The sequence below is a fragment of the Agrobacterium sp. CG674 genome (genome assembly GCF_053521645.1).
Genome location: NZ_JBNWDZ010000002.1, coordinates 313,237 through 340,224, shown reverse-complemented (window position 1 = coordinate 340,224; position 26,988 = coordinate 313,237). Strand labels below are relative to the sequence as shown.

Here is a 26,988-nt window from a genome sequence, read left to right as displayed (position 1 = left end):
ACATGACCAACTTGCCGCCGTTTCCTTATGGAACCGGCGGTTTTTTTCTTTCTGCAACGGCTATGCCTGTCAGCGTCAGCAGCAAGGCAATCAGCTGGTAGGGATGCAGGATCTCTCCAAGGATGAGCACGGACAGAAATGTTCCGAACACCGGGATGAGATTGATGAAAAGACCGGCACGGTTGGGCCCGATACGCTCAACACCCATGATAAAGAAAATCTGCGCGACGAGAGATGCAAACAGAGCGGTGTAAACCGTTATCACCCAGCCTTTTGCGTCCGGCCACTGGGCCGTCTCCTGCGAAACTTCCCACAACAGAAGCGGAACCGATGACACCAAGGCGGCCATAGCTGGAATGGCCATTAGCGTGCGCCAGTTAACAACGGGCTTCCAGCGCAGCATGACGGTATAGATGGCATAGGAAAGAACCGCGAGCAGCATGATGGCGTCGCCAATGTTCATGTCGAGGTGCAACAGTGACAAGAGATCACCGTGGGAGGCGAGAAGCGACACACCCGTAATGGTCAGAATGAAACCGATGATCTGGCCCGCGAAGATCCGCGTGCGGAATAGCGCGAAGTTCAGCGCAAAGATGACCATGGGAATGCCAGCCTGAATGACGGCAACATTGATGGCCGAGGTATGTTTCAGCGCGGTGTAGAGCGTGGCGTTGAAACATGTGTAGCCCACTGCACCCAAAGCGAAAAAATAGGGCAGCCGCGTTTTCACAACCGGCCAGTCGCGGCGCAGGTGCGGCAGAGAGATTGCGGTTATGACGGCCACCGCTATGGCCCACCGCAGAAATGTCAGAACCATGGGGCTGACATGCCCAACCGCCAGCTTTCCCGCCACGGCGTTACCGCCCCAGCACAGTGTGGCGATGATCAAAACGAGATAGGCTCTGGATGACACGGATTTTCGACTTTCAGATCAACAACCGCCGCTGTTCTGCACCGCCGATTCGCGTTCCGCAAGGAGGGATCGGGCCCAGGTTAGCGCCCTGAAACCGAATTGTGCCGGAAAAACAAGGATTCCCCCTATAAACAGGGTCGCTTTCCGCAAAACAACGCAGTATACATTCGCGGGTTTTAGTAAGGGGCGTTTATGCGCCAGGAGCAGGAAAGCAAGAAATGACGAATGTCGTGGTGGTCGGCTCGCAGTGGGGCGATGAAGGCAAGGGTAAGATCGTTGACTGGCTTTCGGAGCGCGCAGACGTCGTCGTGCGCTACCAGGGTGGTCATAATGCAGGTCATACGCTCGTCATTGATGGCGTCAGCTACAAGCTGTCGCTTTTGCCCTCCGGCGTGGTACGCCCCGGCAAGCTTGCCGTTATCGGCAACGGCGTCGTCGTTGACCCGCACGCGCTGATCGCAGAAATCGGACGCCTGGACGCTCAAGGCGTTAAGGTCACGCCGCAGAACCTGCGGATTGCTGACAACGCAACCCTTATTCTCTCGCTGCACCGCGAACTGGATGGCATGCGCGAAGACGCGGCTTCCAACAGCGGCACAAAGATCGGCACGACCCGTCGTGGTATTGGCCCGGCCTACGAAGACAAGGTTGGCCGCCGCGCCATTCGCGTCATGGATCTGGAAGACAAGGACGCTCTTTCCGCCAAGGTCGATCGTATTCTGACCCACCATAATGCCCTTCGTCGCGGCTTCGGTGCAGCGGAAGTCTCCCATGAAACCATCATGGAAGAACTGACGTCGGTCGCAGACAAGATCCTGCCCTTCAGCGAAACCGTATGGCTTCTGCTCGACAAGAAGCGCCGCGCTGGCGAACGCATCTTGTTTGAAGGTGCGCAGGGCTCGCTGCTCGATATCGACCACGGCACCTATCCCTATGTCACCTCGTCCAACACGGTCGCCGGTCAGGCATCTGCCGGTTCGGGCATGGGTCCGGGCTCGCTCGGCTATATTCTCGGCATCACCAAAGCTTATACGACACGCGTTGGCGAAGGCCCCTTCCCGACGGAACTGCACGATGAAATCGGCCAGTTCCTGGGCGAAAAAGGCCACGAGTTCGGTACTGTAACGGGCCGTAAGCGCCGTTGCGGCTGGTTTGACGCTGCACTGGTTCGCCAGTCCGTTGCAACCAATGGCATCACCGGCATTGCGCTGACGAAGCTCGATGTTCTCGATGGTCTCGAAGAATTGAAGATCTGCGTTGGCTACAAGCTGGACGGTCAGGAAATCGAGCATCTTCCAGCAAGCCAGGGCGCGCAGGCGCGCGTCGAGCCGATCTACATCACGCTTGAAGGCTGGAAAGAATCCACAGTCGGCGCCCGCAAATGGGCGGATTTGCCTGCTCAAGCTATCAAATATGTCCGCCAGGTCGAGGAGTTGATCGGAGCGCCCGTTGCGCTTCTATCGACCAGCCCCGAGCGGGATGACACCATACTTGTGACTGATCCGTTTGAGGACTAATGTCCTCAGCGATCATGTTTGGTAAACCATATCAGGCCAGAACGTCATTGGCCTCGACGAGAAAGTGCTTATGGCGGATTTTGTAGCAGTCATTCGCAAGGCCGTGGATGGCTTGGCGAACAATACTCCTGAAAACCGGGCAAAGGTTTACGACAAAGCGCGGAGCGCTGTCGTGCGCCAGCTTGAGAATATGAAGCCGCGTCCGCCCGAAGAACTGCTGAAGCGGCAGATTCTGAAGCTGGACACAGCCATTGCCGAGGTTGAAGGTGACTACGCCGAGGCGCTTCCCGCCGTTGAGGACGATGAAGATTACGCCGAAGCGGTGGCAGCACCCGTTGCTGCCCCGCCAACGCCTGATGTCTCCTCGCCCTATTATGAGGAAACCGTCGCCGAGGAACAACGCGCGTACGAGGAACCCGCAGCTCCCGAAGAGCAGCCGGTTTACGCACCGGTAGAGCCTGCTCCCGTTGAGCCCGAAACATATCACGACGAACCGGAAGCCCAAGAGCGCTACGCCGAGCCGGTCGATGAATATGTGAGCCGTGAACCGGAAGCGCCGACCTATTTCACGACGGCGACGGAAGTAACACGCTTTACCCCGCCTCAGGTTGAGGTTGAGCCTGTTGCTGCCGAACCGGAAGATCACGCCCACCAGAACTGGGTTGGACAGGATACGCCCGCAGACAACCGCGACGCCTATCCGCACGAGGAAACCAATCATCAGGCGGACGAAGACCTTCACCGGGAACCAGCCCGTCCTTCGGACGACAGCGATGTCTTCCACGCGAATATTGCCCAGCCCTATGATGCAAGCTACTCCGCCCCGTCACCCTATTATCAGGATGCGGTCACAGAGGATCAGCGGGCAGATACGCGCCACGACGAGATTCACTTTGGTGAGGCTCCAACCTTTGCTGATGAAGATCAGCGTCATCAAGACCAGCAGACGGGTGCACCAAAGCAGCCCCCTGCTGTCGTCGAAGATTACTCCACCTATTTCCAGGACACATCGCTTGACCTGACGGCAAAATCCACCCCGGGCCTGCCGCGCGCCGATGAAGATCCTTTCGCACCTCAGACGCCTAAGAAGGACGATGCGGAACGCACTCCATGGGACGATCTGGAAGAGCTGATCGGCTATGACGGGACGTCAGGCAACGTATCGAACAATGCCAGAAACGATGATTTCAGCTCTGGCATCGCCGCCGATGGCATCCCGGCGTCTGCGTACAGAACTCAGAAAAAACGCAAGCGCAACTATTCGGGCATGGTTCTTGGCCTGTGCGGCGTCGTACTTTTGGCAGGCGGAGCCTACGCTCTTTGGACCAATCGCGATGCGCTGAACGACATGGTCGGCGGTCTGGTGCAATCAGCCCAGAACAGCACGGGCACGTCAACGCAAACGCCGACCGAAACGGCCTCCGCGCCAGCCAATACGCCTGCAACCAGCACACCAGCGGCGCAGACCGGCACAACTGGCCAGCAGCCAGCTTCTTCCACCGCACCTCAGGCGGCAGACGATGGGTCGGTTACAGGCACGAAATACACACAGCGTCTTCTGACTGATGGTACGGAAAAGGACGACGGCGCAGGCCCTGGAGCCAATGGCCAGCCAGTGACCGCCGAAGGTCAGTCTGTTTACCAGCAGACCGAAGCGGCACCCGACGCCTCGGCCCAGACGCCAGCAGCGACAACCGGCGCAACAACAGCTCCAGCCGGACAGGCGCCCGCCCCACAGGCGGCGGCTGCGGCATCTGGCCATCGCATGTTCCTTTATGAGGAAGTGCTGGGCCAGACCGTGCCAACAGCCATTGAAGGCACCGTCTCATGGGGCCTGCAAAATGAAGCGGATGCGAATGGTAAGCCTTCGGCCACCGTACAGGGTCAGATCACCATTCCAGGACGTGGCCTCAGCGCATTGATCACCTTCAAGCGCAACACAGATCCGTCGCTGCCTGCCAGCCATCTGGTCGAGATCGTCTTCTCGGTGGGTGCAGGCTTTGAAGGCGGCGCAATCGACAGCGTCCAGCGCATCGCCATGAAGAGCACGGAGCAGGATCGCGGAAACGCCCTGATCGCGGTACCTGCCAAGATCACCGACGATTTCCACATGATTGCGCTGAACGATTTCCCGGACGCGTTGAAGACCAATCTGGAGCTGATGCGCACCCGTGACTGGATCGACATTCCGGTATCATACCGCAATGGTCGTCGCGCTTTGCTGACCCTTCAAAAGGGTGCAGATGGCAAGGCCGCATTCGACACGGCGCTGCGTGAGTGGAGCGCCGCAGTTCCCGCGACCAACCAGTAACGCGCTGTTGTCATCACACGATACAAAAAGGCCCCGAATGGAAACATTCGGGGCCTTTTGATTGATGGAGTAAATAGAAAGCGCAGTTTACGCGTCTACCACGCGCAGCGCCTTAGCCGCTTCCAGCGCTTCTTTCTGAACCGCTTCCTGCACCTTCTCAAACGCGCGGACTTCGATCTGACGAACGCGTTCGCGGCTGATGTCGAACTCAGTCGATAGATCTTCAAGCGTCACGGGATCTTCGGAAAGACGGCGAGCTTCAAAGATACGGCGCTCGCGCTCGTTCAGAACGTCCATGGCCTTTGCCAGCATGCGACGACGTGTCTCCAGCTCATCCTGCTGGATCAGCACGGTTTCCTGGCTTTCGTGGTCGTCCACCAACCAGTCCTGCCATTGGCCTGCTTCACCTTCCGCAGCCCGAATAGGCGCGTTGAGTGACGCATCGCCGTGCAGCCGACGGTTCATGGAGATGACTTCTTCCTCAGAAACCTGAAGCTTGGTCGCAATCTCGGTGACATGTTCCGGCTTCAAGTCGCCTTCATCGATAGCCTGAATTTTACCCTTCAGGCGACGCAGATTGAAGAACAGGCGCTTCTGGTTCGCCGTCGTGCCCATTTTCACGAGCGACCACGAACGCAGAATATATTCCTGAATGGATGCCTTGATCCACCACATCGCATAGGTCGCAAGGCGGAAACCACGCTCAGGGTCAAATTTCTTGACGGCCTGCATCAAGCCCACATTGCCTTCGGAAACAACCTCGCCGATCGGCAAGCCGTAGCCACGGTACCCCATGGCAATCTTGGCAACGAGACGAAGGTGGCTTGTCACCAGTCGATGCGCTGCATCGCGGTCCCCATGTTCGGCGTAACGCTTGCCGAGCATATATTCCTCTTGAGGCTCCAGCATTGGAAACTTGCGGATCTCATCAAGATAGCGGTTCAGACCGGCTTCGCCGGCTGTAATCGATGGCAAACTGTTGCGGGCCATAAAGCACCCCCTTATCGTTGTTCCAGGCTGGCTCCCTTCTCAGGCAAACCAAATTTGCGTGTCGAACTTCGACCCCGCACGAACCCATGTACCAAATATGTATTGAAAATACGCGTTTCAAGCCGTCGCGGATCACAGCAGCGTTATAAAATTACCTGATCCGTTGCCATGCAAACGGCGCAGACATGAATTCGTTCCGCATTTTTCGCTAAGTGGCAACTCTGCGCCCACGCGAAAGCAGACACGCTGCTCCCGCCCCGGGAGTTGCGTGCCTGTATAAGGCTCAAACGTGGTTGTTCTCAGCCGCGAAGCGCCTGTGCCAGTTCTTCCATATCGTCAGGCATATCGGTTTCAAACTCCATGACCTCGCCGGTCCGTGGATGCTCGAAAGCGAGAAGATAGGCATGCAGAGCTTGCCTTGAGAACCGGTTGACCACTTCCTTCGCCTCATCAGGCAAAAGGTTGGACTTGGTGCGGAAAGCGGCACCATATTCAGGATCACCGATCAGAGGATGGCCGATATGGGCCATGTGCACGCGGATCTGGTGCGTGCGACCGGTCTCAAGGCGGCACTCCACAAGGGAAGCAAGGCAGGTCGCATCCGGCTTCTCGTGATAACGCTCGATCACCTCATAATGGGTGATTGCCTCGCGCGCATCATCGGTATCTTCGCGTTTGACGGCCCGCTTGGTGCGATCAGCTCCGCGCCCAAGTGCTGCATCAATCGTACCGCGCAAGGTCTTGGGGCGACCCCAGACGATGGCCTTATAGGCGCGCTCCAACGGTCCGGTGCGACCGTGATCGGCAAATTGTGCGGCAAGCTTGCGATGCGCATTGTCGTTCTTGGCAACGACCATGACGCCGCTGGTTTCCTTGTCCAACCGGTGAACGATACCGGGACGCTTGACGCCACCAATGCCCGAAAGACTATCGCCGCAATGGTGAATAAGCGCGTTGACCAGAGTTCCCGTCCAGTTGCCAGCACCGGGGTGCACAACAAGGCCCGCAGGCTTCAGCAGAACGATCAGATCCTCGTCCTCATATTCCACCTCAAGCGGAATATCTTCACCCTTGGGTTCGGGGTCTTCCGGCTCCGGCATGGTAATCTCGATGCGGTCGCCCGGCTGCACCTTCTTCTTCGGCTCGGTCACGGCTTTTTCGTTCAGAAAAACCGCCCCCTGCTCGATAAGCGCCTTGATGCGGCTGCGTGAGAGATCGCCACCAACCTCGGCTGCCAACCACGCGTCGATACGGCCTTCGGCGTCTTCGCCGGCAATCAGGACTTTCCTTGCGTCTCCGCCTTGTTTAAAGGGGTCGTTCATTCTTATTTTCCGATCACTCAACAATATCCAAGGATCCCGATGACGCAGATCGAGCAAGTCGAACAGGACGACCAGCCGCTAGACCCGGCCATGGAAAAAGTTCGCCGCAAGATGATCCGGTTGCAGATCGTGTCGGGCTCCGTGATGTTTATCAGCCTTATGGCTGTCTTCGGCGCAGTTGTCTATAAGGCGGTCGGCCCGTCCAAGACCGTGGGCACAACTGCGACGACCACCGTTCCCTCCGATGCGCCGGTTGCCGCCACCGCCAGCCTGCCGCAGGGCTTCGCCATCGAGAACGTCTCATTCGCCAGCGGCGACATGCTGTTTTACGGTCGTCTGGCCAATGGCACGCGCAAGGCGCTGGTCTTCAACGTTCAGGCAGGCCGTTTCGTGGCTGATATAACCATCGATGCCCGGTGATCTCGCGCTAACGCCAATAACCGACGCTGACGACCCTCGCATCGCGGATTTCAAGGATATCCGCGAGCGTGATCTGACGGGCAGACAGGGGCGCTTCATCGTTGAGGGCACCGTCGTGCTGCGAATGTTGGCCGCAGCCCACAGGGCTGGCCGTGATTTCGAAGCGGAAAGCATTCTCATTCTCGAAAACCGCTTGGCAGGCGTCGCCGATATTCTGTGCGAGTTTCCATCCGATGTCCCGATCTATGTCGCCAAGGCATCGGTACTGGATGCGATTGTCGGTTTTCATCTGCACCGGGGCATTCTGGCGCTGGGGAAGAGAAAGAGCGACCGAGACATGGGCGCAACCCTTGGTCAATTGCCGCAATCCTCGCTCGTGTTGGCGGGCTGTGGAATTTCCAACCACGATAATCTCGGTGCGATGTTTCGCAACGCTGCAGCCTTTTACGCAGATGCCGTCTTCCTGGATTCCACCTGCTGCGATCCGCTCTATCGAAAATCGCTACGTGTCTCCGTAGGCTCCGTGCTTTCGGTGCCCTATCACCGGGGTGGTGCAGCACTGCAAATGCTGGAAACCCTGGCCGCAGAAGGTTTTGATATCTGGAGCCTGTCTCCAGCGGGCATCACCGAAATCCGCCAGATCAAGGCATCGAACAGGATGGCATTGGTCATCGGCACCGAGGGCGATGGCTTGCCGCCGGATGTTCTCTCGCGGTTTCACACGGCACGCATTTCTCAGTCGCCGCAGCTTGATAGTCTCAATGCTGCAACGGCTGCGGCCCTTGCACTGTACCAGATGGCCGGTGCGATGGGTCGCGTCTGAGGCCAGGCGCAAATGCTGACAAAACGTTAATAACGCGCATTTGCATTAACCTTGTCTCAAAACCGACCGTTAAGATTTACAATTTAGTAATAGGCGGAACGAAAGGTTTCGCGATGCGTAGCGTATTTGTCGTCGTTTTTCTTTTGGTAGCCTTGGCTGGTTGCGCGACTGCACCGTCGCAGATTACCAATGCCTGTGCGATTTTCGACCAAAGAGACGGCGTATTCAACAACTGGAAAAAAGATGCGCGGGCTGCCGAGCGGGAGTTCGGTGTGCCGGTTCCGGTGATGATGGCTACCATCTACACCGAATCCAGCTTCCAGCCCTATGCCCGCCCGCCGCGCAACAAGCTGTTCGGCTTCATTCCGTGGGGCCGCAAATCCACCGCCTATGGCTATGCCCAGGCGCTGGATGGCACGTGGAAAGTCTATCAGCGCGAAACCGGACGCTGGAATGCCAGCCGCACCGATTTCACCGACGCGATCCACTTCGTTGGCTGGTACCACGCCAAGAGCAACCGTCAGAACGGTATTGCGCTGAACGATCCCTACAATCTCTACCTCGCCTATTATTCCGGCCATGCCGGATATTCCAAAGGCGTATGGCGCAACAACATTGCCATTCAGAAAGCAGCACGTCGCTCCGCCAACATGGCCATCCGCTATGAAAAGCAGTTGCAGGATTGCGGCTATCGGTGAAGCCCGTCACCCGCGCATGATGCGAAGTGACGGAGCCAATCACGCGTAGGGCGCCATAAATGCCCTGACAGCCTCGATCTCGGTGGATCGTATTTCGTGGCCGCCCGAATGCCACTCCATGTCCACATCGCCGCCCTGCGCCTTGAAATAGTCCTGCAGCTTGTTGGTCAAAGGAATTGGGCAGATCGGGTCGCGCTCTCCCGCCGTGATGAGTAGGCGGCGTGATGGTGATGCGGGTGCAGGCTTCGGCTCAAATGGAATGAGCGGGTGCATCAACACCGCCGCATCGAACAGATCGGGAAACTCGATCAGCACATTCGCCAGAATATTCGCGCCGTTGGAAAAGCCCAGACCAACCACCAGCCCCGCCTCGTGGGCATCGCGGTTGGCTGTGACGAACTCCGCCATTTTCTTCGTGGCGCGATCCAGGTCGGCCATGTCATAAACGCCTTCTGCCGTGCGGCGGAAGAAGCGGGCCGCGCCGTATTCGGACACATCACCCTGCGGCGAAACAACGGTCGCATTGGGCAACAATCTCGCACCGAAGTCGAAGAACTGGTTCTCATCGCCACCCGTGCCGTGAAACACGAAAAAGGCGGGCTGCCCCGGTGCACCGGGTCGCACCTTATGGAAATAGCTATCCTTGCTCATAAAAACTCCTCAAAACAGCCTGCGGCGCTGAGGCCGCAAGCGTTTTTCCTGTGTCGAACAATCAATTTTCGAGCGGCTCAAGATGCTGCTCCAGCGTGGCGCGCAGATGCGCGTGCTGGCTTGGCAGTTTCAAAGCTTCGCCCAGATGCGCCGTGTCTTCGTCCCGGTCAAAGCCAGGCTCATTGGTGGCGATTTCGAAGAGAACGCCACCGGGCGTACGGAAGTAGATCGCCCAGAAGTAATCACGGTCGATAACAGGCGTGACCTGATAGCCCGTATCCATCAGCGCCTTGCGAACTTCCAGCTGCGTCTGGCGATTATCGACCGCAAATGCGAGGTGGTGGACAGAGCCGGCACCAAGGCGCGCATCTGAAATATTCGGCATGGTTTCGATATCGATGAAATCGGCACCATTGCCGCCGGGCATGCCCAACCGCAGCACGCCGTCCTTCCGGTCCACTTCCTGATAGCCCATGAACTTCAACAGTTCTGCCGTTGCACCTTCATCCTGAAGCCGCAGCGACGCACCCTGAAAGCCACGGATCGCCTGATCTTCACCGACGCCATTGGCGGTCCATTGCGCGCGCGCATCGTCCTTCACCTCAACCATGGCGAAACCATCGCCATCGGGTCCGGCGAAGTGCAGGCGCTTGTTGCCGAAAGCCTCATCGGCTTTCAGACCATCGACATTGGCCTTAGCCAACCGGTCCTGCCAGTAGCCAAGCGATCCTTCTGGAACGGAAAACAGTGTCGTGCCCACTTCGCCAGTGCCGGGACGGCCACGAGCGATATGCGGAAACGGGAAGTAGGTCATGACGGAGCCGGGCGTGCCAACCTCGTCACCGTAGTAGAGGTGGTAAACGTCTGGCGCATCGAAATTGACGGTCTTCTTCACACGGCGCAAACCCAGCGTATCGGTGAAGAAGTGATTGTTGCCGCGTGCACTCGCAGCCATGGATGTGACGTGGTGCAGGCCCTTGATCTGGTTCAACATTTTTGATCCCTCAAATCTGGATGGGTGCGCGGAACAGCGTCACCCTTCGTTCATGGGCTCAAGATGGTGCAGATCATGCCGTTCGTATAGATCGAACGTTCAGAACGGATTGTGCTGAATTTGTGAACGACGCAATATCATCGTTCAGCAATCAGTTTTTTTGCAGCCGGGTCAGTGGTCGTCATTGGCACCTTTGACCCAGTAACCCGCAGTATGCAGCGTGGTTTTAGGCAGTCCAGCCTCACCCATCAGCATTTTCTTGATTGTGCGCGCTTCACCCTTTTCGCAACCGACGAACACATGCAGACCTTGATGGTCGCCCCAGCGATGGTCACGCAGCGCCTTCTCCAGCAGGCCCGCACTGCCAGCGGCGCGGCCCTTGCGGTGCAGCCAGTGCCAGTTCACCTGCGCTTGCGAGGTGACCGGCTGCTGCTCATTTTCATCATCAATCTCGGCGTAGACCGTCACGGTCTTGCCCGTCGGCATTTCAGCTACCATGCGCAGCATCACGGGCAGCGCGGTCTCATCGCCTGCAAAAACATAAGTTGCGGCATCCGGCAATTCGCCACCGGGGCCAACGATACCGACAACATCACCGGGTGCCGCCGTTGCGCCAAAATGCGCGCCCGGCATGGCATCACCCTCATGCATGACGAAATCAAGATGGATCTCACCACGGGATACATCTCCTGACCTGATCGTGTAGACCCGTCGCGTCAACTCATCTGGCGCCTGCGGCCAGACGATGGCTCCCGTTTTTGATAGATGCGGCCAGACCGGCTCGCGCTTCTGATCCGGCACGATGAGAATGCGGACATGCAGGCCGCCCGTCATCAACCGCTCGATGCCGTTGTCGATGGCAATTACGACCCGCCGCATTTTCTGTGTGAGATTATAGGCTTGAACAACGCGGCCACTGAAAAGATTAGGCATCTCCCGCAGGTCAGCGCTGTGTCCTTCCCAGCGAAAATCGAGTGACGTATCGCCCGTGAACTCGACGATATGTTCAGCCACCATCGCCTTGACGGACAGCAGAACGTTTTCCGACACGCAATTGATGCGCGCCGCAAAGCGCCCGTCTTCCGCTTCAAATGTACCGTTCCCGTAATCCGCCTCGAAATGCAGGGCTGCACCGCTTCGGGTCATGGTCATGTATTCGGCAAAATGCTCGTGAAAAGCATCAACAATGGCTGCCGGATCGGGAAGAGCGACAGATGTTTGCGCAGACAAAAAAGACACCGCGTAAATCCTTCAGATTACAGTCCGGTTATCTTTAGATCAGCGACTTCGAAAGCGCAAAGCCGTTTTTACTGCGTCGATCACAGTTTTTGCGGCAACTGCCAATCAATTGGCTTTCCGCCCCTGGAAACGAGAAATTCGTTGGCCTTGGAAAAATGATGATTGCCGAAAAAGCCATTATGGGCAGACAGTGGCGAAGGGTGTGGGGATTTGAGTACCAGATGTTTCGCCTTGTCAACGAAGGCCGCTTTCTTCTGGGCATAGGCGCCCCAAAGCAGAAACACCACGCCTTCGCACTCGTCATTAACCCTGCGGATGATCGCGTCGGTAAACTTCTCCCACCCTTGTCCCTGGTGAGAGGCGGCACGGGCTTCCTCGACCGTCAGAACGCTGTTGAGCAGCAGCACGCCCTGACGCGCCCAGCTTTCCAGAAAACCATGCTGGACGGGCGCAATGCCAAGATCGCTCTGCAATTCCTTGTAGATATTGACGAGGGATGGCGGTGTGCGCACGCCGGGCTGAACGGAAAAACACAGGCCATGCGCCTGTCCCGCGCCATGATAGGGATCCTGCCCGAGAATAACGACCTTGACCGCATGAAGGGGTGTCAGATCGAGCGCGCGAAAATACTCCGCGCCCTTGGGAAATATCTGCTTGCCTGCATTTTTCTCGGCAAGCAGAAAATCCTTGAGCTTTTGCATGTAAGGGCTGGCAAATTCGGCTGAGAGAGCCTGTTTCCAGCTGTCATCGAGTTTCACGCCTGCGTCTACCATGGCCCTGCACTCGCCCTGTCCTTGATTGTCGCTCGCTTACTTGAACCGTTCGCCGCGCTGAAGCACTTCGATCTTGTATCCATCGGGATCGCAAATGAAGAAATACTTGGCGAATGGAGCGCCCTTATATTCCGCGTTGACGATCTTTCCGACGGTGAGGCCTGACTCTGTCAGGCGCGCGTGCTCGGCATCGACATCTTCAACACTGACGGCAATGTGGCCATAGCCATCGCCCAATGCGTAGGGCACTTCACGGCCCTTGTTGACCGTCAGCTCAAGCTCGAAGTCACCTTCGGCATTGCTCAGATACACCAGCGTAAAGGCTTCGAACTCGTAACGCGCAGCCACGTGGAGGCCAAAAGCTTGGCTGTAAAAACCAACCGAACGCTTTTCGTCCAGCACCCGGACCATAGAGTGAATAAGTTTGGCCATGGTGATACCTTCTTCTTGCTTCGTGGTGGCCTGCTGATCGTCGCAGGCATTGGGCAAGGCTGATAAAGGCAGAACGCGCCGGTTTCAACCCTTCAGGCCCTTTTGAGGCGCATGGCAGATAACAGCACATATGCCAACCGCCGGTCTTTTCGCACTATCATGAGCCCTGAACTCATGATACCGGCAATCATGCGCATCCTTTATCTCTGTCTTGGCTGGCTCATGGTTGGCACCGGCATCGTCGGTGCGTTTCTGCCTGTTTTGCCAACGACGCCGTTTCTACTCGTCGCGCTCTGGTGCTTTTCAAAGTCGTCTCCAAAGCTGGAATCATGGCTCCTGTCGCACCCAAAATTCGGGCCGTCCTTACGCAACTGGCGGGAAAAAGGCGCCATTCCACGCAAGGCAAAAATCGCCGCTGTGTCTCTGATGACAATGAGTTACGCGATTTTCTGGTTCGGAACAGAGCCCACGCCACTACGTGCATCCATCGTGGCAGCCGTCATGCTGGGTGCTGCCCTTTTCGTCACCACCCGGCCTGAGCCTTAACCCTCATCATTATCGATTGCGCGATTGCGGCAGGACGTAAGGAATATGGGAAGCGGGAACGCGCCCGACAGTGCCGCCTATGCCATAGACGCGAGCAATGGTCTCGTCATTGATGGTTTGCAGCGCTGGCCCGCAGGCCGTCACCTTGCCCTCGTGCATGACGATAAGTTGATCGGCAAATTCGGCTGCGAGATTGAGATCATGCAGCACCGCCAGCACTGCACCGCCACCATTGGCGAAATCGCGGGCGGTTTCCAGCACGGAAATCTGGTGGCCGAGATCGAGGCTCGATGTCGGTTCATCCAGAAGGAGCGCCCTCGGCTGCCCATTTTCGACAGGGTTTGGAACCTGCGCCAGCGTCCGGGCAAACTGCACCCGCTGCTGCTCCCCACCTGATAGCAGCGTGTAGGAGCGGCCTTCAAAGCCTGATAGCCCCACCTTCGCCAGAGCACGTCGTGCCTGCTCTTCCGGCTTCAGCGCACCTTGCGCCACCGCCCCCATGCGCACGACTTCCAGCACGGTGAAAGGGAATGAAAGAACCGTGCTTTGCGGCAACACCGCCCGAACCCGCGCCAGCTGCAAAGGCGAAAACAGCTTCACATCCACGGCATTATAGGAAACGACGCCCGCATCTGCGCGCATTTCGCCCGATAGCACCTTCATCAAGGTGGATTTGCCCGCACCATTGGGACCGATGATCACGCTGAACATACCGGGCTGAAGCTCGATAGAAACCTCGTCCAGCAATCGACGCCCAGACCGGGCTACGCTCACATTGCGCGTTGAAATCATGACGCATTCCTCAAACCGAGCCCGTTGCCACGGCCCAACAGCAGAAACAGAAACACCGGCGCGCCGATCAGCGCCGTCACCACACCAATTGGCAATTCGGCGGGCGCGGCCACCGTGCGCGCAAAACTATCTGCCAGCAGCAACAGCCCTGCCCCGCCAATGGCGGAAGCCGGCAGCAGAAAGCGGTGCGATGAGCCGATGACCAGCCGCAAAAGATGCGGCACGACAATGCCGACAAAACCTATCGAACCAGCAGCAGCAACGCTTGCGCCACAGGCGGCGGCAACCGCCAAGATGACGAGGCGTTTTAGGCGCTGCACGGGAATGCCCATGTGGAAAGCGGCGGCATCTCCCAGGATCAGCGCATCGAGCCCTTTGGAGACGAAGGGCATGCTGACCATGATGACCAGAAAGAACGGCAGCGTCGTCCAGATCTTGAGCGGCGTCGCCCCGCCCAGCGAGCCTAGGCTCCAGAAGGTGATGTCCCGCAGGGCGCGGTCATCGGCCATAAAAATCATCAGACCCATCAAGGCCGCACTCAGCGCGGCAAGCGCGATGCCCGCAAGGATCAGGACACTGGTCGATGTCGTACCGTTACGCGTCGCAATCATGTAAAGCAGCATCGTGTTCAACAATCCGCCCATAAAGGCCATGAGCGGCAGGAAGTGAACGCCGAACACCACGGACAGTGGTGCGAGAAGACTGCCACCCAGCGCCAGAGCGGCGACTGCGAAAAGTGCTGCACCAGAGGTGATACCGACGAGACCCGGATCCGCCAGCGGATTGCGGAAAAGCCCCTGCATCATGGCACCGGAAACGGCAAGCGATGCCCCGATCATCAGGCCAAGACCCGTGCGCGGCAGACGAACAGCCTCAAGGATCACACGGTCACGCGGCTCCATGGTCTGCGCGTGGCCGGTAAAATAGAGAACGAGTTCATGCAGCCCGACGCCCGTCGGCCCGCTGGAAAGCGATACGAAACAGGCGAAAACCAGAAAGGCGCACAGTGCCACAAGGGTGATGACACCCTTGCGCGACCGGTCGCCCGCAACAGGACCTGCGACGTCACCCATAGCCAGGATGCTCACGGCTTTACAACGCCGGGGTAAAGTTTTGCGGCCAGCTCACGGCCAGCGGCGGGAGTGCGCGGACCAAAGCCGATCAGATAAAGACCATCCATGCTGATCAGCGATTTGGACGCGGCAGCTGGTGTGGACTGGAATGCCGGGAAGCCGAAAACTTCATCGGGGTTGGCCGCATGGCTTCCACGCTGCATGGTCAGAACGACATCGGGCGCAGCCGCAATCACGGCTTCATCGGTCAAGGGCTTGTAACCCGTGATATCCTCAGCCGCATTGATGCCGCCCGCCATCTCGATGATAGCCGCTGCTTCCGTATCCTTGCCCGCCGCCATGATGCGACCGCCAGCGGTAGACAGAACAAACAGCACCCGCTTCTTCTTGTCGCCAACAGAAGCGACATCCTTCGCCAGAACAGCAAGGTCCGCATCGACCTGCGCTGCAAGTTCCTTCGCCTTGTCTTCCAGACCAACGGCTGAGCCAACGGCCTCGATCTTCGGCGCGATGGCTCGTCCCTCCGGTGGCGTGTCGATGGTCACCATCGGCACTTCACTCGCCTTGAGAATACCGATGACATCGGCAGGACCGGCACCATCTTCAGACAGGATGAGATCGGGCTTTTGCGACAGAATGCCCTCGGAAGAGAGTGCCCGCATATAACCGACATCAGGTTTCGACAACGCATCCGCTGGGTAGCTGCTGGTCGAATCCCGCGCCACGATGCGATCTCCGGCACCCAGCGCATAGAGAATTTCCGTCACAGTGCCACCCAGCGCCACAATCCGTTTCGCCTGCGGGTTGCCTGTATCGGATGCATGAACCATGATTGGGGAGAGCGCCAGAAGGGCACCGAAAGCAAATGAGCGTCGAAAAAGCGGCATGTCGTCATCCTGAAAAATGCGGTGTGCTACAGCCTGCACGCCATATAAGTTGAGTTAATTACACATCTTTAAATGCCAGACAATCCGATAAGTTGACTATTTTCGTTATCTTTTATATTTCGGGAAGCAGCGCGCTGGAAGGTCGGTCCGGCACCAGAAATTTGTAGGGAGATTATCGATGTTTATTGCCATGAACCGCTTTCGTGTCGTGCCGGGCTTTGAAGAAGCGTTTGAAACCATCTGGCGTGATCGCAAGCGTCATCTCGCTGAAATGCCGGGCTATCTGGAATTCCATATGCTGAAGGGTCCGAAGGCTGACGATCACACGCTCTACGCCTCCCACACGGTGTGGGCCACAAAGGACGACTTTACCGCCTGGACGAAATCCGAGCAGTTCCGTGCCGCCCATGCCAATGCCGGAAACAACCGCGGCAAGGTCGAATATCTGTCAGGCCCGCATTTCGAAGGCTTTGACGTCATCATTCACGAGGACAAGGACGGGCAAGACCACCCCGCTGCGGCTTGAAACATGATGGCGAACGCAAACCCCGAAACCGATAATGCCCGGCTGGAGCGCGCCAAGGCCGCCTTAGCAGAAAAGCCTGATGGCGTGGTTGAAGCCATCGCGGCCACGGCACATGTAACGGCGGCAGAGGTTCTGTCCATTCTGCCTTCTGGCGCTGCTGTTTCCGCGCCTGCGCAAGACTTCCTGAACATCTGGAACGAATTGCGATCCTGGGGCGAAGTCCTGATGATTGTACAGACACCGGATATTGTTTTCGAAGTTCGAGGCGCTCTGCCTGAAGGCACCGAAGGCCATGGCTGGTTCAACATTCACGGCGATAGCCCCATCGGCGGCCATATCAAGAAGGACAATTGCGCGTCCATTACCTTTGTCGACCGCCAGTTCCATGGGCGCCGGTCACTCTCCGTGTGGTTCATGAATGCGGGCGGCAGCGCAATGTTCAAGCTTTTCGTTCGCAGAGATGAGGGCAAGGAACTGCTTGGCGACCAGGTGACAAAATTTGAAGCCTTGCGCGACAGTTACCGGACATCATGACGACTGAAGCCGCCATCCGTGGCGGCTTTGCTTTGAACATCCGATGTCGCTTCCGGCATGGCTTACCCCGCCCGTGATGTCCTATGAATCCAAGGCCTTGATAAGCGTTGAAAGGGTAAGGCTTTGCGCCATGCTCGACCTGCGCTATAGGCGTTGCGACACATCTATGAGGGGAAGCCAATGACAACCTATGTTTTGACCGTAGCCTGCACATCCAAGCGCGGAATTGTCGCCGCCATATCGGGCTACCTGGCGGGCAAGGGTTGCAACATTGTTGACAGTTCCCAGTTCGACGACCTCGAAACCGGCAAATTCTTCATGCGCGTTTCCTTTATTTCCGAAGAAGGCCAGAGCATGGAGGCGCTGCAAACGGGCTTCGCCCCCATCGCAGCGGAATTCGGCATGGAAGCCAATATCTTCAGCGAAGGCGAGCGTACCAAGACACTTCTCATGGTCTCGCGCTTCGGTCACTGCCTGAACGATTTGCTTTACCGCTGGAAGATTGGCGCTCTGCCCATTGATATCGTCGGCGTGGTCTCCAACCATTTCGAATACCAGAAGGTCGTCGTCAACCACGACATTCCGTTCCACCACATCAAGGTCACGAAGGACAACAAGCCAGAGGCCGAAGCGCGGATCATGGATCTGGTTGATCAGACTGGCACTGAGCTAATCGTACTCGCCCGCTACATGCAGGTTCTCTCGAACGAGATGTGCCAGAAAATGTCTGGTAAGATCATCAACATTCACCACTCCTTCCTACCAAGCTTCAAGGGCGCGAACCCTTACAAGCAGGCCTATGAGCGTGGCGTGAAGCTGATCGGCGCGACGGCCCATTACGTGACCGCCGATCTGGATGAAGGCCCGATCATCGAGCAGGACACGGTGCGCGTTACCCATGCCCAGTCGGCAGAAGACTATGTGTCGCTTGGCCGCGATGTTGAAAGCCAGGTTCTGGCCCGCGCCATTCACGCCCATATCCATCACCGCACCTTCATCAATGGCAACCGCACGGTGGTCTTCCCGCCAAGCCCCGGTTCCTACGCTTCGGAGCGCATGGGCTAGAGCAATTCCAGCAAATATGGGCCCGCCAGCGACTGAGGATTTCGACTTTATTTTTGACCGGGAGCAACTGACTGCCGCATGCAGCCGTTGCTCCTGTGTTGTCAAACACAGAGGTCTCCCTCATGAAAAAGCTTATCATTGCCGGTACCGCGTTTCTTCTCGCGGCAGGGTCAACGCTTGCCCAACAGCCAGCCCCGCCACCGCCGCCGCCTGCCACTGCTCAAACCGAGCCCATGGCAGACGCACCGCCACCTCCTCCACCGCCAAAGCCCATGCCGGGTGGCCCGAGAGATGATGGCCCAAGACATGCTGGCCCGCGAGACGGCATGCGCGACCGCATGATGATGCCTCCGCCTCCACCGCCTTCGAAGGGTGCACATTTCCGCATCGAACAGGGCGAAACAAAGATCGACATCAAATGCGCCGATGACGAGCCCATGAAGGCCTGCGGCGATCTGTTGATGCAGCTCATCGACAAGATCAATGATTGATCCGAGATCAACGATTGATCTGTAGGCAAAATGGAATGGAAGCGGCGCGCTCGCGCCGCTTCACGCAAACCGCACAGTCGCCTTCAATCCATGTCCGCCAGCGCCATCTTCAAGCGACAGCCGACCATTGAAGAAAGCGGCAATCTCCTCGACAATCGCAAGTCCAAGCCCCGCTCCCGGCGCTGCATTGCCCTCTCCCCTTGCAAAACGCTGACGCACCATGCCGCGTTTTTCAGGAGATATCCCGGGACCATTGTCTTCCACCTCAAGACACACAGCGCCGCCATCACGCAACACACGCACAGTCACTTCCGTCCCGCGTCCGGTATAGGCAATCGCGTTGCTGATGAGATTGCCCAGCAATTCGCCCAGAAGCAGAGGTTCAGCCATGATACTGACCTCATCAATCTGCTCGAAGCCAAGATCGATCCCGGCCTCAGCTGCAATAGGGATGTAGTCGGCGGTAGTGGATTGCGCGAGCTGCGCAAGATCCACCTTCACAAGGCTCTGCTTCTCACCTGATCCTGCCGCATCGATATTGGCCATGCGCAAAAGTTGCGCCAGAATATGCTCGGCATGCGCCACCGACGCATCGCCCTTGCGTGCTGCGGCCTGAGCATCTTCCAGCGTGGATGCACGCGCCGACAGCGCAAGCTGCGTGCGAATGATAGCCAGCGGGGTCCGCAGTTGGTGGCTGGCGTTGCCGGTGAAGTGCCGCAACGCATCCAGCGCCGATTGCAGCCGCACCATAAAGGAATTAACGGTTTCCACGAGGTTCTCGACCTCGACAGGAACGGACTGGCGGATGGGGTGCAGATCATTGGGGCTGCGTTCAGCAATGGCTTCGCTAAGCCGGTAGAGCGGACGCAGCGAAATCGTTACCGCAATCCACACAATGATGGCCGCACCGACGATCATGAACAGCAGCCGCAGCGCCGAACGCAGGATGATGGCCTGCGCCAGACGGCTGCGCGCAATCGTCGTTTCGGCCACCGTCACCGAAAACGGGACCGAATTCACCCCGGTCGATGCGAAACGCTGGATCGCCGCCACCCGGATCGGCTCGCCGCGAAACTCGGCATCCACAAACACCGGAGCATCGCTGCGCAAGCCGCTCACGGACGGCAGGTTCTGATAGCCGGTGAGAAACTGTCCATTCGGCCCGTTGACGCGGTAAAACACGCGGTCTTGCGCGGCAGAGGTGAGCATTTCCAGCGCAACATAGGGTATATCGACTTCCAGCGACCCGTCTTCGGAAACCACCACCCGCTCGGCAATGGCCAATGCAGAGCCGGAAAGAACACGATCAGAGACGATATTGGCAGTATTGATGGCTTCCCGGTAGGTATCCGCCAGCGCGATGCAGCCAATGATCGCCGTCGATATCAGCAGCCAGCCAAGAAGACGCCGACGCAGCGAATAGGCCACCTGCCTCATTCAGCCATCTCCGGCAGTTTTTCGAGATAATAGCCAATGCCCCGCGCCGTCTTCACCGTCAGACCATGTGGCCCGAGGCGCTTGCGCAACCGGCTGACATATTGCTCGATGGCATTGCCGGAAAGCTCATCATCAAAGCCGGTCAGCGATTGAACGATGGCCTCCTTGGCCACCACCTTTCCAGCACGCATGAACAGAACCTCCAGCAGCGCCACTTCGCGTGCCGGAATATCGATCGGATGGCCATCGGCTGAAAAGGTCCGCGATGTCAGATCGAACGACACCTTGCCGAACTGGACCGAAGACGAGCGCAGCCCGGCATTGCGGCGCAGAAGTACCCGCACCCGCGCCTCGAATTCGGTGATGTCGAAAGGCTTGATCATGTAATCGTCGGCACCGAGATCGAGCCCTTTCACCCGCTCTTCCGGCGTGCCGCGTGCAGTCAAGATCAGCACTGCCGCCTTGTCCTGACGCGCACGCATGGAACGCAGCACATCTATGCCATCCATTTCAGGCAAGTTGAGATCGAGAATGACGAGATCGAAGCTCTCTGCTGCAATTGCAGCATCGGCAGAAGCGCCATCGGACACCACATCCACGGCATAGCCGCTTCCGCGCAACAGCGCAGAAAGCCCCTCGGACAGAACCGGATTGTCCTCCACCAGCAGAATTCGCACGCGACGCCCTCCATTTGGCCGAAATTTATCGGAGCGTTCCTGTCTTGTGAATGGCAAGTGGGTGCGGCATGATCTTTTCCATGCGTATTCTTCTGTTTCTCTGTCTTTTCATCACCGTTGCAGGCGGCACACAGGCGCAGCCAATGGTGTTTCCGGCTCCGTCAGGCAAAACCGATGCGCCGACACTCGTCGTTTACTCTTCCCTCGACGAGCCCTTGGCGATGCCGATGATCGCAGGTTTTCAAAAAGCCAACCCGGATGTGGCCGTATCTTATGAGGATATGCTGACAAGCGAGATCTATGATCGCATCGTGCGGGAGACGGACGCAGGCGAAAAAACCGCAGATTTCGCATTTTCGTCCGCCATGGACCTGCAGGTCAAACTCAGCAATGACGGTTATGCGCAACGATCCGACCTGCCCATGAGTGACCGCTGGCCCGCCTGGGCCAACTGGCGCAACACCGCTTACGCGCTGACATTCGAGCCCGCCGTCTTCGTTTACCACAAGCCGAGTTTCGCCAACACAAGTCCGCCAGCCAGCCGCGCTGAATTCGTGGAGTATCTGGAACGCAACGCCAGGGAAATCCACGGGCGCATCGCCACCTATGACATTGAACGCTCCGGCGTCGGCTTCCTCTTCATGTCGCGGGATCAGGAGCAGTTTGGCGATATCTGGAATGTCATCAAGAGCATGGGAACGGCGGGGGTGAAGGTTTACTCCACAAGCGCCGCCATTCTGGAGCGCATCTCGGACGGTCGCTTCATCATGGGCTACAATATTCTCGGTTCCTATGCGGCAGATTGGGCCTCACGCCATCCCGATGTCGGCATTGTGCTGCCGAAGGATTATACGGTAGTCATGTCGCGGATCGGCCTTGTGCCGCACGCTGCCAGAAATGCCGAGCTTGGCCGTCGCTATCTGGAATATTTCATGTCCAAGGAAGGCCAGACCATCATGGCGCGGCAATTGCAGATCCCAGCCGTCAGTCCCGATGTGGCGGGTGAAAACACCGCCAACATGATGCAGGCCATTCACGGCGCACAATTGCGCCCTGTTCCCGTCAGTCCCGGCTTGATGGTCTATCTCGATCAGGTCAAGCGCGCCCGCATCATCGAACGTTGGAATGAAGCGTTACGCGCCCAGTAGACGCGTTTCAAAAATTAATAGACAGTAAAGACGCTTGAGGGTTGCACGGCGTCAGTTAAATGACAGCTTTCTATGGTGCTGTGCAATTCTTCGTTCATCCGTGGAGGCGGACTGAAGAAGCGGGAGGAATGTTTCACGCGACAGACAATTCGGGGCGCAGATTGCCGCCCTTGAGGTCGTCCGTGCCGGCCCTTCCGCTATGATCAAAACAATGCCGAAACGGCATATCAAGGAGGGTTCACTTTGAAGCATTTCCTCATCGCTTCGCTTCTCGCAGGCGCTATGGCACTTCCCGCGGCAGCTGCCGATTACACCATCATCGCACCGGCAAATCCTGGCGGCGGCTGGGACCAGACGGCGCGCTCCATGCAGAGCGTGTTGCAGGAAGAAGGCATTTCCAAGCGCGTTCAGGTTCAGAACGTTCCCGGCGCTGGCGGCACCATTGGCCTTGCACAGTTTGCAAGCCAGCAGAAGGGCAACGCGAATTCGCTCATCGTTGGCGGCTACGTCATGGTCGGCGCGATCCTCACCAACAAGGCTCCCGTTACGCTGAATGACGTCACGCCTATTGCGCGTCTGACCGGTGAATACGAAGCCATCGTTGTTCCTGCATCGTCTCCGATTGAAAACATCGGCCAGCTTATCGAGCAGCTGAAGAAAGACCCGGGCAGCGTATCCTGGGGTGGCGGTTCTGCTGGCGGCACGGACCACATCACAGCGGGCCTGATTGCCAAGGCCGCAGGCGTTGACCCAACCAAGATCAACTACATCGCTTACTCCGGCGGCGGCGAAGCTCTGGCTTCCATCCTCGGCGCACAGGTCACAGCCGGCATTTCCAGCTATGGCGAATTCGAAAGCCAGGTTAAGTCCGGCACCGTTCGCATTCTGGCCATCTCCAGCGACGCCAAGATCGACGGCATCGACGCGCCGACGCTGAAGGAAAGCGGCCTCGACGTCGTGGTTCAGAACTGGCGCATGGTTGCAGCCCCTCCCGGCCTGACAGCTGAGCAGCAGAAGGCTGTCAGCGCAGATGTCGAAAAGCTGGTGAAGTCTGCCAAGTGGCAGGAAACACTCAAGACCAAGGGCTGGATGGATACCTATCTCGCCGGTGACGAATTCAAGGCACAGCTTGCAAAAGACACTGCCGCGACTGAAACCATTCTCAAAGACATTGGACTGGTAAAATGAGCCAGGGTTCAACCCCTTCACATCCTTCAAAGCGCCGCCCTGATTGGGCGGCGTTCGCGATTGCGGTTTTTCTGGTCATCGTCGCCGCTGTCATCTTCTGGGATTCAGCGCGCCTTGCCAGCGTCACCGGTTATTCGCCCGTCGGCCCGGCAACTGTTCCTTATGCCATCGCCTTCTGTCTTATTGGCCTAGCAATCTGGACGGCAATCGAAGCCTGGCGCAACGACTTTCCAGCCCGTGACAAACAGGAAATGGGACCCGTGTTCTGGGTCATTGCCGGTCTTGCCGCGCAGATGCTTCTGCTGAATGTTGCCGGTTTCTCCATTGCAACAGGTCTGCTGTTTGCCTTCACGGCGCGCGCCTTCGGCAAACGCAAGCTGTGGTTTTCAATCCCAATCGGCATCGTGTTCAGCTTCGTGATTTGGGTCATTTTTGCCCAGTTGCTGCAACTTTCGCTGCCTGCTGGACCTCTGGAACGGCTGTTTTTCTAACAGCCAGCCCACCCGATCACAACAAGACATGAGGCACCGCGAACGCGTTTCAAGCGTAAGCTGCGGCTTCACCCGACAGGGGGACAACTGTCCATGAGTACTTTTGACTTCTTGCTGCAAGGCCTTGCGATTGCAGCGCAACCCATGAACCTGGTCTATGCGCTGATCGGCGTTACGCTGGGTACGGCGGTCGGCGTTCTGCCCGGCATTGGCCCTGCCTTGACTGTGGCGCTGCTTTTGCCTGTCACTTACCAGCTGGATCCCGCCGGATCGCTCATCATGTTCGCCGGTATTTATTATGGCGGCATGTATGGCGGCTCGACAACCTCCATCCTGCTGAACACACCCGGCGAAAGTGCCTCCATCGTAACCGCGCTGGAAGGTAACAAGATGGCGCGGGCGGGTCGCGGCGGACCGGCTCTCGCGACAGCGGCCATTGGCTCCTTCGTGGCGGGTCTCATCGCAACCGTCGCACTGGCATTCGTCGCACCTTACATCGTCAAACTGGCGCTGGTGTTCGGGCCACGCGAGTATTTTGCGCTGATGGTGCTTGCCTTCGTCACCGTGTCCTCAGCTTTCGGTGATTCGGCTCTGCGCGGTCTCACATCCCTGTTCATCGGCTTTGCGCTGGCCATTGTCGGCATCGACCAGCTCACCGGCCAGACGCGCATGAGCTTTGGCGTGCCTGACCTGCTGGATGGCATCGAAGTCACGACGCTTGCCGTCGCCATGTTTGCTATCGGCGAAACGCTCTTCATCGTCGCTCAGGGTCAGGGCGGGCCTGACAAGGTTGAAGCCGTGAAGGGTTCTATCTGGATGACGGCGCAGGACTGGTCGCGTTCTTGGAAGGCCTGGCTACGCGGCACGCTGATCGGCTTCCCGATTGGCGCCATGCCAGCAGGTGGCGCTGAAATCGGAACCTTCCTGTCCTATGCGACAGAAAAGAAGCTCTCCAAGCACCCAGAAGAATTCGGCCATGGCGCTATTGAAGGCGTTGCCGGTCCGGAGGCTGCCAACAACGCATCGGCTGCTGGTACGCTCGTGCCATTGCTGACGCTCGGCCTGCCGACAACCGCAACGGCTGCCATCATGCTGGCCGGTTTCCAGCAGTTCGGCCTTCAGCCTGGTCCGTTGCTCTTTGCAACCAATCCGCAGCTCGTCTGGGGTCTGATTGCCAGCCTGTTCATCGCCAACGTCATGCTGCTGGTTCTTAACCTGCCGCTGATTGGCCTGTGGGTAAGGCTGCTGACCATTCCGAAGCCCTGGCTCTATGCAGGTATCCTGCTGTTTGCGACGCTCGGCACGATTGGTGCAAACCCGTCGGTGTTTGAACTCGGTATGCTGCTTGCTTTCGGTATCCTCGGATACGTGATGCGCATTTTCGGCTATCCGATTGCACCTGCGGTCGTCGGTCTCATCCTCGGACCATTGGCTGAACAGCAGTTGCGCCGCGCGCTGGCCATCGGCCAGGGTGATCCTTCGGTGCTGTTCACCTCATGGATTGCCGTTGGGCTGTTTGCCGTTGCAGCGGCTGCGTTCCTGATCCCGCTCATCATGCGCATGCGTGGTCGTGGTCAGGTGCTGTCGCAGCTGGCGGCCAACGAAGACTGATAAAGCGACCCTCCCAAGGTCCCTGCCCCGCATTCGAAAGTATGCGGGGCTTTTTTATGCGAGGAACGCAAAGGGCGCATCTGTGTTAGGACAGAACGAAATGATCCCGAGACGAGGAACACCCATGAAGAGACTTGCGCTCCTGTGCGTCGCCGCACTCACCTCCTGCACCACCGCCACATCAGGTGTCGAACCTATTCCCGGCAGCATCATCTATGGTGGACAACCAGCCACGAAACTCACCAAATCACCCATTGGCAGCACCGTGAACCATGACTTCATGATGTCGGATGGACGCCGCGCCTACGAGACCTACCGGATCGCACCAGATAGATCTCTCATTCTCCTGAACCGCGAAATCATGAGCGATCTGCCCTCGGACAGATAGAGCGGTCTGACCATCGGTTCCGGTCAAACATCATAAAGACCGATGGAACGACTGTCGGGCTAACTCGTTGCTTTCCTGCATGTTTCAAAAACACCCTTGATTGATGTTTCAGGAGAGAAAAATGAGAACCCATAAGACAAGAAACGATTTACCGTCCAACGCCAAGGCCACTGTCATCGGTCTGCTGAACGAGTCGCTGGCATCCGTTATTGATCTGTCCCTTGTCACCAAGCAGGCGCACTGGAACCTTAAAGGTCCCCAATTCATCGCAGTCCACGAGTTGCTGGACACATTCCGCGCGCAGTTGGACAAGCACAGCGACACCATCGCCGAACGCGCCGTTCAGCTTGGTGGCACAGCACTCGGCAGCGTCCAGGCCGTGACATCCACGTCAAAGCTGAAGTCCTACCCAACCGATATCTACAAGATTCAGGACCACCTCGATGAACTCATCGAGCGTTATGGCGACGTCGCAAATCTCATTCGCAAGTCGATTGATGAAGCGGATGATGCTGGAGACGCCAACACTGCAGATATCTTCACTGCCGCCTCGCGTGATCTGGACAAGGCACTCTGGTTCCTGGAAGCACACGTTCAGGAAAAAGCCTGATCGGTCAGCTTTAAAGCAATAAAAAAGCGCCCGGGAACCAACCGGGCGCTTCCACTATATGCTTGATAATCCTTCAGTGGCGGCGCAAGACCGCTTTGCCAATATCGCGCAACATCTCGTGGTCCAGAATGCCGCGTTGGGCGCTTCTGATCAGAACTGCTGCACATTCATTGGCAACATGACTGCTTCTGTCTTCCAGGCATTCGAAACATACGCCATCAAATATAGTTTGCAGATCGCTAACCTGCTGAGGCGATAGTTGCGTGCCTACCCGTTGAAATGCAAGGTACGACAAGGCCCATCCTCCCAAAGATGCGTTTTATCGGCTTTATACTGCAGGGACGCCTATCTTTTACACCTGATCGCATCCGCTGTCGAATCAGATATTAACGAAATATCAACGATTATTTCCTTGGACCTGACGCTGCATTATGCGCGTTG

At 57.6% G+C, this 26,988-nt stretch carries 29 protein-coding genes; 16 read left to right on the top strand and 13 right to left on the bottom strand.

All coding sequences use genetic code 11. The features are described 5' to 3' along the window. Positions 1-25: 25 nt before the first annotated feature. Entirely contained in the window at positions 26-913 is an 888-nt protein-coding gene (locus tag ACQZ51_RS06810; protein WP_042617463.1) for a DMT family transporter, read from the bottom strand. A 218-nt stretch (positions 914-1,131) separates the two neighbouring features. On the opposite strand from ACQZ51_RS06810, the gene ACQZ51_RS06805 reads away from it, so the two are divergent. Beyond that, entirely contained in the window at positions 1,132-2,430 is a 1,299-nt protein-coding gene (locus tag ACQZ51_RS06805) for an adenylosuccinate synthase (RefSeq protein WP_042617464.1), read from the top strand. Positions 2,431-2,500: 70 nt separating this feature from the next. Then, positions 2,501-4,741, top strand: a complete 2,241-nt coding sequence (locus tag ACQZ51_RS06800) for a hypothetical protein (RefSeq protein ID WP_448776136.1) — start codon at positions 2,501-2,503, stop codon at positions 4,739-4,741. A gap of 87 nt (positions 4,742-4,828) precedes the next feature. Here ACQZ51_RS06800 and rpoH read toward each other — a convergent pair whose 3' ends face one another. Beyond that, a complete protein-coding gene (gene rpoH / locus ACQZ51_RS06795) occupies positions 4,829-5,731 on the bottom strand; it encodes an RNA polymerase sigma factor RpoH (protein WP_448776135.1) in 903 nt (300 codons plus the stop codon). Between the two features lie 299 nt (positions 5,732-6,030). Then, positions 6,031-7,053 carry an RluA family pseudouridine synthase gene (locus ACQZ51_RS06790; protein WP_192064328.1) on the bottom strand — a complete coding sequence of 341 codons (1,023 nt, stop codon included), beginning with the start codon at positions 7,051-7,053 and terminating at the stop codon, positions 6,031-6,033. Between the two features lie 39 nt (positions 7,054-7,092). On the opposite strand from ACQZ51_RS06790, the gene ACQZ51_RS06785 reads away from it, so the two are divergent. From ACQZ51_RS06785 to ACQZ51_RS06775, 3 genes are all read left to right on the top strand, one after another. Next, a complete protein-coding gene (locus ACQZ51_RS06785; RefSeq protein ID WP_448776134.1) occupies positions 7,093-7,473 on the top strand; it encodes a hypothetical protein in 381 nt (126 codons plus the stop codon). Next, positions 7,463-8,296 carry a TrmH family RNA methyltransferase gene (locus ACQZ51_RS06780; RefSeq protein WP_448776133.1) on the top strand — a complete coding sequence of 278 codons (834 nt, stop codon included), beginning with the start codon at positions 7,463-7,465 and terminating at the stop codon, positions 8,294-8,296. Before ACQZ51_RS06785 ends, ACQZ51_RS06780 begins: the two co-directional genes overlap by 11 nt. Positions 8,297-8,409: 113 nt before the next feature. After that, on the top strand, positions 8,410-8,994 hold the full coding sequence (locus tag ACQZ51_RS06775; RefSeq protein WP_448776132.1) for a transglycosylase SLT domain-containing protein: 585 nt from the start codon (positions 8,410-8,412) through the stop codon (positions 8,992-8,994). Positions 8,995-9,033: 39 nt separating this feature from the next. On the opposite strand, the gene ACQZ51_RS06770 is transcribed toward ACQZ51_RS06775, so the two are convergent. From ACQZ51_RS06770 to ACQZ51_RS06750, 5 genes are all read right to left on the bottom strand, one after another. Next, positions 9,034-9,645 (bottom strand): alpha/beta hydrolase, encoded by a 612-nt coding sequence (locus ACQZ51_RS06770; RefSeq protein ID WP_448776131.1) that lies wholly within the window; start codon positions 9,643-9,645, stop codon positions 9,034-9,036. Positions 9,646-9,706: 61 nt separating this feature from the next. Next, the gene (locus ACQZ51_RS06765) at positions 9,707-10,639 is read right to left on the bottom strand and encodes a VOC family protein (RefSeq protein ID WP_448776130.1); all 933 of its coding nucleotides are present in this window, start codon (positions 10,637-10,639) and stop codon (positions 9,707-9,709) included. A gap of 171 nt (positions 10,640-10,810) precedes the next feature. Next, on the bottom strand, positions 10,811-11,878 hold the full coding sequence (locus ACQZ51_RS06760) for a DUF2218 domain-containing protein (RefSeq protein ID WP_448776129.1): 1,068 nt from the start codon (positions 11,876-11,878) through the stop codon (positions 10,811-10,813). A gap of 80 nt (positions 11,879-11,958) precedes the next feature. Then, a complete protein-coding gene (ung, locus tag ACQZ51_RS06755) occupies positions 11,959-12,651 on the bottom strand; it encodes a uracil-DNA glycosylase (RefSeq protein ID WP_448776128.1) in 693 nt (230 codons plus the stop codon). 36 nt (positions 12,652-12,687) lie between these two features. Next, complete coding sequence (locus tag ACQZ51_RS06750; RefSeq protein ID WP_448776127.1) at positions 12,688-13,083, bottom strand: VOC family protein; 396 nt, start codon at positions 13,081-13,083, stop codon at positions 12,688-12,690. Positions 13,084-13,272: 189 nt separating this feature from the next. On the opposite strand from ACQZ51_RS06750, the gene ACQZ51_RS06745 reads away from it, so the two are divergent. After that, the gene (locus ACQZ51_RS06745; protein ID WP_448776611.1) at positions 13,273-13,629 is read left to right on the top strand and encodes a YbaN family protein; all 357 of its coding nucleotides are present in this window, start codon (positions 13,273-13,275) and stop codon (positions 13,627-13,629) included. Positions 13,630-13,638: 9 nt separating this feature from the next. Here the strand turns inward: ACQZ51_RS06745 and ACQZ51_RS06740 are convergent, their stop codons facing one another. From ACQZ51_RS06740 to ACQZ51_RS06730, 3 genes are read right to left on the bottom strand one after another with little or no spacing between them, the layout of a single operon-like run. Next, on the bottom strand, positions 13,639-14,421 hold the full coding sequence (locus ACQZ51_RS06740; protein ID WP_448776126.1) for a heme ABC transporter ATP-binding protein: 783 nt from the start codon (positions 14,419-14,421) through the stop codon (positions 13,639-13,641). Beyond that, positions 14,418-15,494, bottom strand: a complete 1,077-nt coding sequence (locus tag ACQZ51_RS06735) for a FecCD family ABC transporter permease (RefSeq protein WP_448776125.1) — start codon at positions 15,492-15,494, stop codon at positions 14,418-14,420. The genes ACQZ51_RS06740 and ACQZ51_RS06735 overlap by 4 nt, the downstream gene beginning before the upstream one ends. A gap of 11 nt (positions 15,495-15,505) precedes the next feature. Continuing rightward, the gene (locus ACQZ51_RS06730; protein WP_448776124.1) at positions 15,506-16,381 is read right to left on the bottom strand and encodes a heme/hemin ABC transporter substrate-binding protein; all 876 of its coding nucleotides are present in this window, start codon (positions 16,379-16,381) and stop codon (positions 15,506-15,508) included. Positions 16,382-16,559: 178 nt separating this feature from the next. On the opposite strand from ACQZ51_RS06730, the gene ACQZ51_RS06725 reads away from it, so the two are divergent. The 4 genes from ACQZ51_RS06725 (at position 16,560) to ACQZ51_RS06710 (ending at position 18,997) form a co-directional block, all read left to right on the top strand. Then, the gene (locus ACQZ51_RS06725) at positions 16,560-16,907 is read left to right on the top strand and encodes an antibiotic biosynthesis monooxygenase family protein (RefSeq protein WP_448776123.1); all 348 of its coding nucleotides are present in this window, start codon (positions 16,560-16,562) and stop codon (positions 16,905-16,907) included. 6 nt (positions 16,908-16,913) lie between these two features. After that, positions 16,914-17,441, top strand: coding sequence for a heme utilization cystosolic carrier protein HutX (gene hutX, locus ACQZ51_RS06720; RefSeq protein ID WP_448776609.1), 528 nt, complete (start codon positions 16,914-16,916; stop codon positions 17,439-17,441). A 180-nt stretch (positions 17,442-17,621) separates the two neighbouring features. Next, a complete protein-coding gene (gene purU / locus ACQZ51_RS06715) occupies positions 17,622-18,506 on the top strand; it encodes a formyltetrahydrofolate deformylase (RefSeq protein ID WP_448776122.1) in 885 nt (294 codons plus the stop codon). A 122-nt stretch (positions 18,507-18,628) separates the two neighbouring features. Continuing rightward, positions 18,629-18,997, top strand: a complete 369-nt coding sequence (locus ACQZ51_RS06710) for a hypothetical protein (protein ID WP_448776121.1) — start codon at positions 18,629-18,631, stop codon at positions 18,995-18,997. Positions 18,998-19,057: 60 nt separating this feature from the next. Here the strand turns inward: ACQZ51_RS06710 and ACQZ51_RS06705 are convergent, their stop codons facing one another. After that, positions 19,058-20,434 (bottom strand): sensor histidine kinase, encoded by a 1,377-nt coding sequence (locus ACQZ51_RS06705; RefSeq protein WP_448776120.1) that lies wholly within the window; start codon positions 20,432-20,434, stop codon positions 19,058-19,060. Beyond that, a complete protein-coding gene (locus tag ACQZ51_RS06700) occupies positions 20,431-21,111 on the bottom strand; it encodes a response regulator (protein ID WP_448776119.1) in 681 nt (226 codons plus the stop codon). Before ACQZ51_RS06700 ends, ACQZ51_RS06705 begins: the two co-directional genes overlap by 4 nt. 80 nt (positions 21,112-21,191) lie before the next feature. On the opposite strand from ACQZ51_RS06700, the gene ACQZ51_RS06695 reads away from it, so the two are divergent. The 6 genes from ACQZ51_RS06695 (at position 21,192) to dps (ending at position 26,547) form a co-directional block, all read left to right on the top strand. Beyond that, positions 21,192-22,259, top strand: coding sequence for an ABC transporter substrate-binding protein (locus ACQZ51_RS06695; RefSeq protein ID WP_448776118.1), 1,068 nt, complete (start codon positions 21,192-21,194; stop codon positions 22,257-22,259). A gap of 243 nt (positions 22,260-22,502) precedes the next feature. Further along, a complete protein-coding gene (locus ACQZ51_RS06690) occupies positions 22,503-23,447 on the top strand; it encodes a Bug family tripartite tricarboxylate transporter substrate binding protein (protein WP_448776117.1) in 945 nt (314 codons plus the stop codon). After that, positions 23,444-23,938 carry a tripartite tricarboxylate transporter TctB family protein gene (locus ACQZ51_RS06685; RefSeq protein ID WP_042617484.1) on the top strand — a complete coding sequence of 165 codons (495 nt, stop codon included), beginning with the start codon at positions 23,444-23,446 and terminating at the stop codon, positions 23,936-23,938. Before ACQZ51_RS06690 ends, ACQZ51_RS06685 begins: the two co-directional genes overlap by 4 nt. A gap of 93 nt (positions 23,939-24,031) precedes the next feature. Beyond that, positions 24,032-25,549, top strand: coding sequence for a tripartite tricarboxylate transporter permease (locus ACQZ51_RS06680; protein ID WP_448776116.1), 1,518 nt, complete (start codon positions 24,032-24,034; stop codon positions 25,547-25,549). 124 nt (positions 25,550-25,673) lie between these two features. Then, positions 25,674-25,937: a hypothetical protein gene (locus tag ACQZ51_RS06675; RefSeq protein WP_448776115.1), complete on the top strand. Its 264-nt coding sequence runs from the start codon at positions 25,674-25,676 to the stop codon at positions 25,935-25,937. A 103-nt stretch (positions 25,938-26,040) separates the two neighbouring features. Then, positions 26,041-26,547, top strand: a complete 507-nt coding sequence (gene dps, locus ACQZ51_RS06670; RefSeq protein ID WP_448776114.1) for a DNA starvation/stationary phase protection protein Dps — start codon at positions 26,041-26,043, stop codon at positions 26,545-26,547. Positions 26,548-26,988: the final 441 nt, after the last annotated feature.

Coding starts and splice junctions, on each gene's coding strand:
- ACQZ51_RS06745 (WP_448776611.1), top strand. CDS start 13,273: ATGCGCATCCTTTATCTCTGTCTTGGCTGGCTCATGGTTGGCACCGGC.
- ACQZ51_RS06725 (WP_448776123.1), top strand. CDS start 16,560: ATGTTTATTGCCATGAACCGCTTTCGTGTCGTGCCGGGCTTTGAAGAA.
- ACQZ51_RS06675 (WP_448776115.1), top strand. CDS start 25,674: ATGAAGAGACTTGCGCTCCTGTGCGTCGCCGCACTCACCTCCTGCACC.
- ACQZ51_RS06735 (WP_448776125.1), bottom strand. CDS start 15,494: ATGGGTGACGTCGCAGGTCCTGTTGCGGGCGACCGGTCGCGCAAGGGT.
- ACQZ51_RS06750 (WP_448776127.1), bottom strand. CDS start 13,083: ATGGCCAAACTTATTCACTCTATGGTCCGGGTGCTGGACGAAAAGCGT.
- ACQZ51_RS06805 (WP_042617464.1), top strand. CDS start 1,132: ATGACGAATGTCGTGGTGGTCGGCTCGCAGTGGGGCGATGAAGGCAAG.
- ACQZ51_RS06780 (WP_448776133.1), top strand. CDS start 7,463: ATGCCCGGTGATCTCGCGCTAACGCCAATAACCGACGCTGACGACCCT.
- ACQZ51_RS06705 (WP_448776120.1), bottom strand. CDS start 20,434: ATGAGGCAGGTGGCCTATTCGCTGCGTCGGCGTCTTCTTGGCTGGCTG.
- ung (WP_448776128.1), bottom strand. CDS start 12,651: ATGGTAGACGCAGGCGTGAAACTCGATGACAGCTGGAAACAGGCTCTC.
- hutX (WP_448776609.1), top strand. CDS start 16,914: ATGGCGAACGCAAACCCCGAAACCGATAATGCCCGGCTGGAGCGCGCC.
- dps (WP_448776114.1), top strand. CDS start 26,041: ATGTTTCAGGAGAGAAAAATGAGAACCCATAAGACAAGAAACGATTTA.
- ACQZ51_RS06685 (WP_042617484.1), top strand. CDS start 23,444: ATGAGCCAGGGTTCAACCCCTTCACATCCTTCAAAGCGCCGCCCTGAT.
- ACQZ51_RS06775 (WP_448776132.1), top strand. CDS start 8,410: ATGCGTAGCGTATTTGTCGTCGTTTTTCTTTTGGTAGCCTTGGCTGGT.
- ACQZ51_RS06710 (WP_448776121.1), top strand. CDS start 18,629: ATGAAAAAGCTTATCATTGCCGGTACCGCGTTTCTTCTCGCGGCAGGG.
- purU (WP_448776122.1), top strand. CDS start 17,622: ATGACAACCTATGTTTTGACCGTAGCCTGCACATCCAAGCGCGGAATT.
- ACQZ51_RS06740 (WP_448776126.1), bottom strand. CDS start 14,421: ATGATTTCAACGCGCAATGTGAGCGTAGCCCGGTCTGGGCGTCGATTG.
- ACQZ51_RS06730 (WP_448776124.1), bottom strand. CDS start 16,381: ATGCCGCTTTTTCGACGCTCATTTGCTTTCGGTGCCCTTCTGGCGCTC.
- ACQZ51_RS06680 (WP_448776116.1), top strand. CDS start 24,032: ATGAGTACTTTTGACTTCTTGCTGCAAGGCCTTGCGATTGCAGCGCAA.
- ACQZ51_RS06800 (WP_448776136.1), top strand. CDS start 2,501: ATGGCGGATTTTGTAGCAGTCATTCGCAAGGCCGTGGATGGCTTGGCG.
- ACQZ51_RS06785 (WP_448776134.1), top strand. CDS start 7,093: ATGACGCAGATCGAGCAAGTCGAACAGGACGACCAGCCGCTAGACCCG.
- ACQZ51_RS06770 (WP_448776131.1), bottom strand. CDS start 9,645: ATGAGCAAGGATAGCTATTTCCATAAGGTGCGACCCGGTGCACCGGGG.
- ACQZ51_RS06790 (WP_192064328.1), bottom strand. CDS start 7,053: ATGAACGACCCCTTTAAACAAGGCGGAGACGCAAGGAAAGTCCTGATT.
- ACQZ51_RS06765 (WP_448776130.1), bottom strand. CDS start 10,639: ATGTTGAACCAGATCAAGGGCCTGCACCACGTCACATCCATGGCTGCG.
- rpoH (WP_448776135.1), bottom strand. CDS start 5,731: ATGGCCCGCAACAGTTTGCCATCGATTACAGCCGGCGAAGCCGGTCTG.
- ACQZ51_RS06695 (WP_448776118.1), top strand. CDS start 21,192: ATGCGTATTCTTCTGTTTCTCTGTCTTTTCATCACCGTTGCAGGCGGC.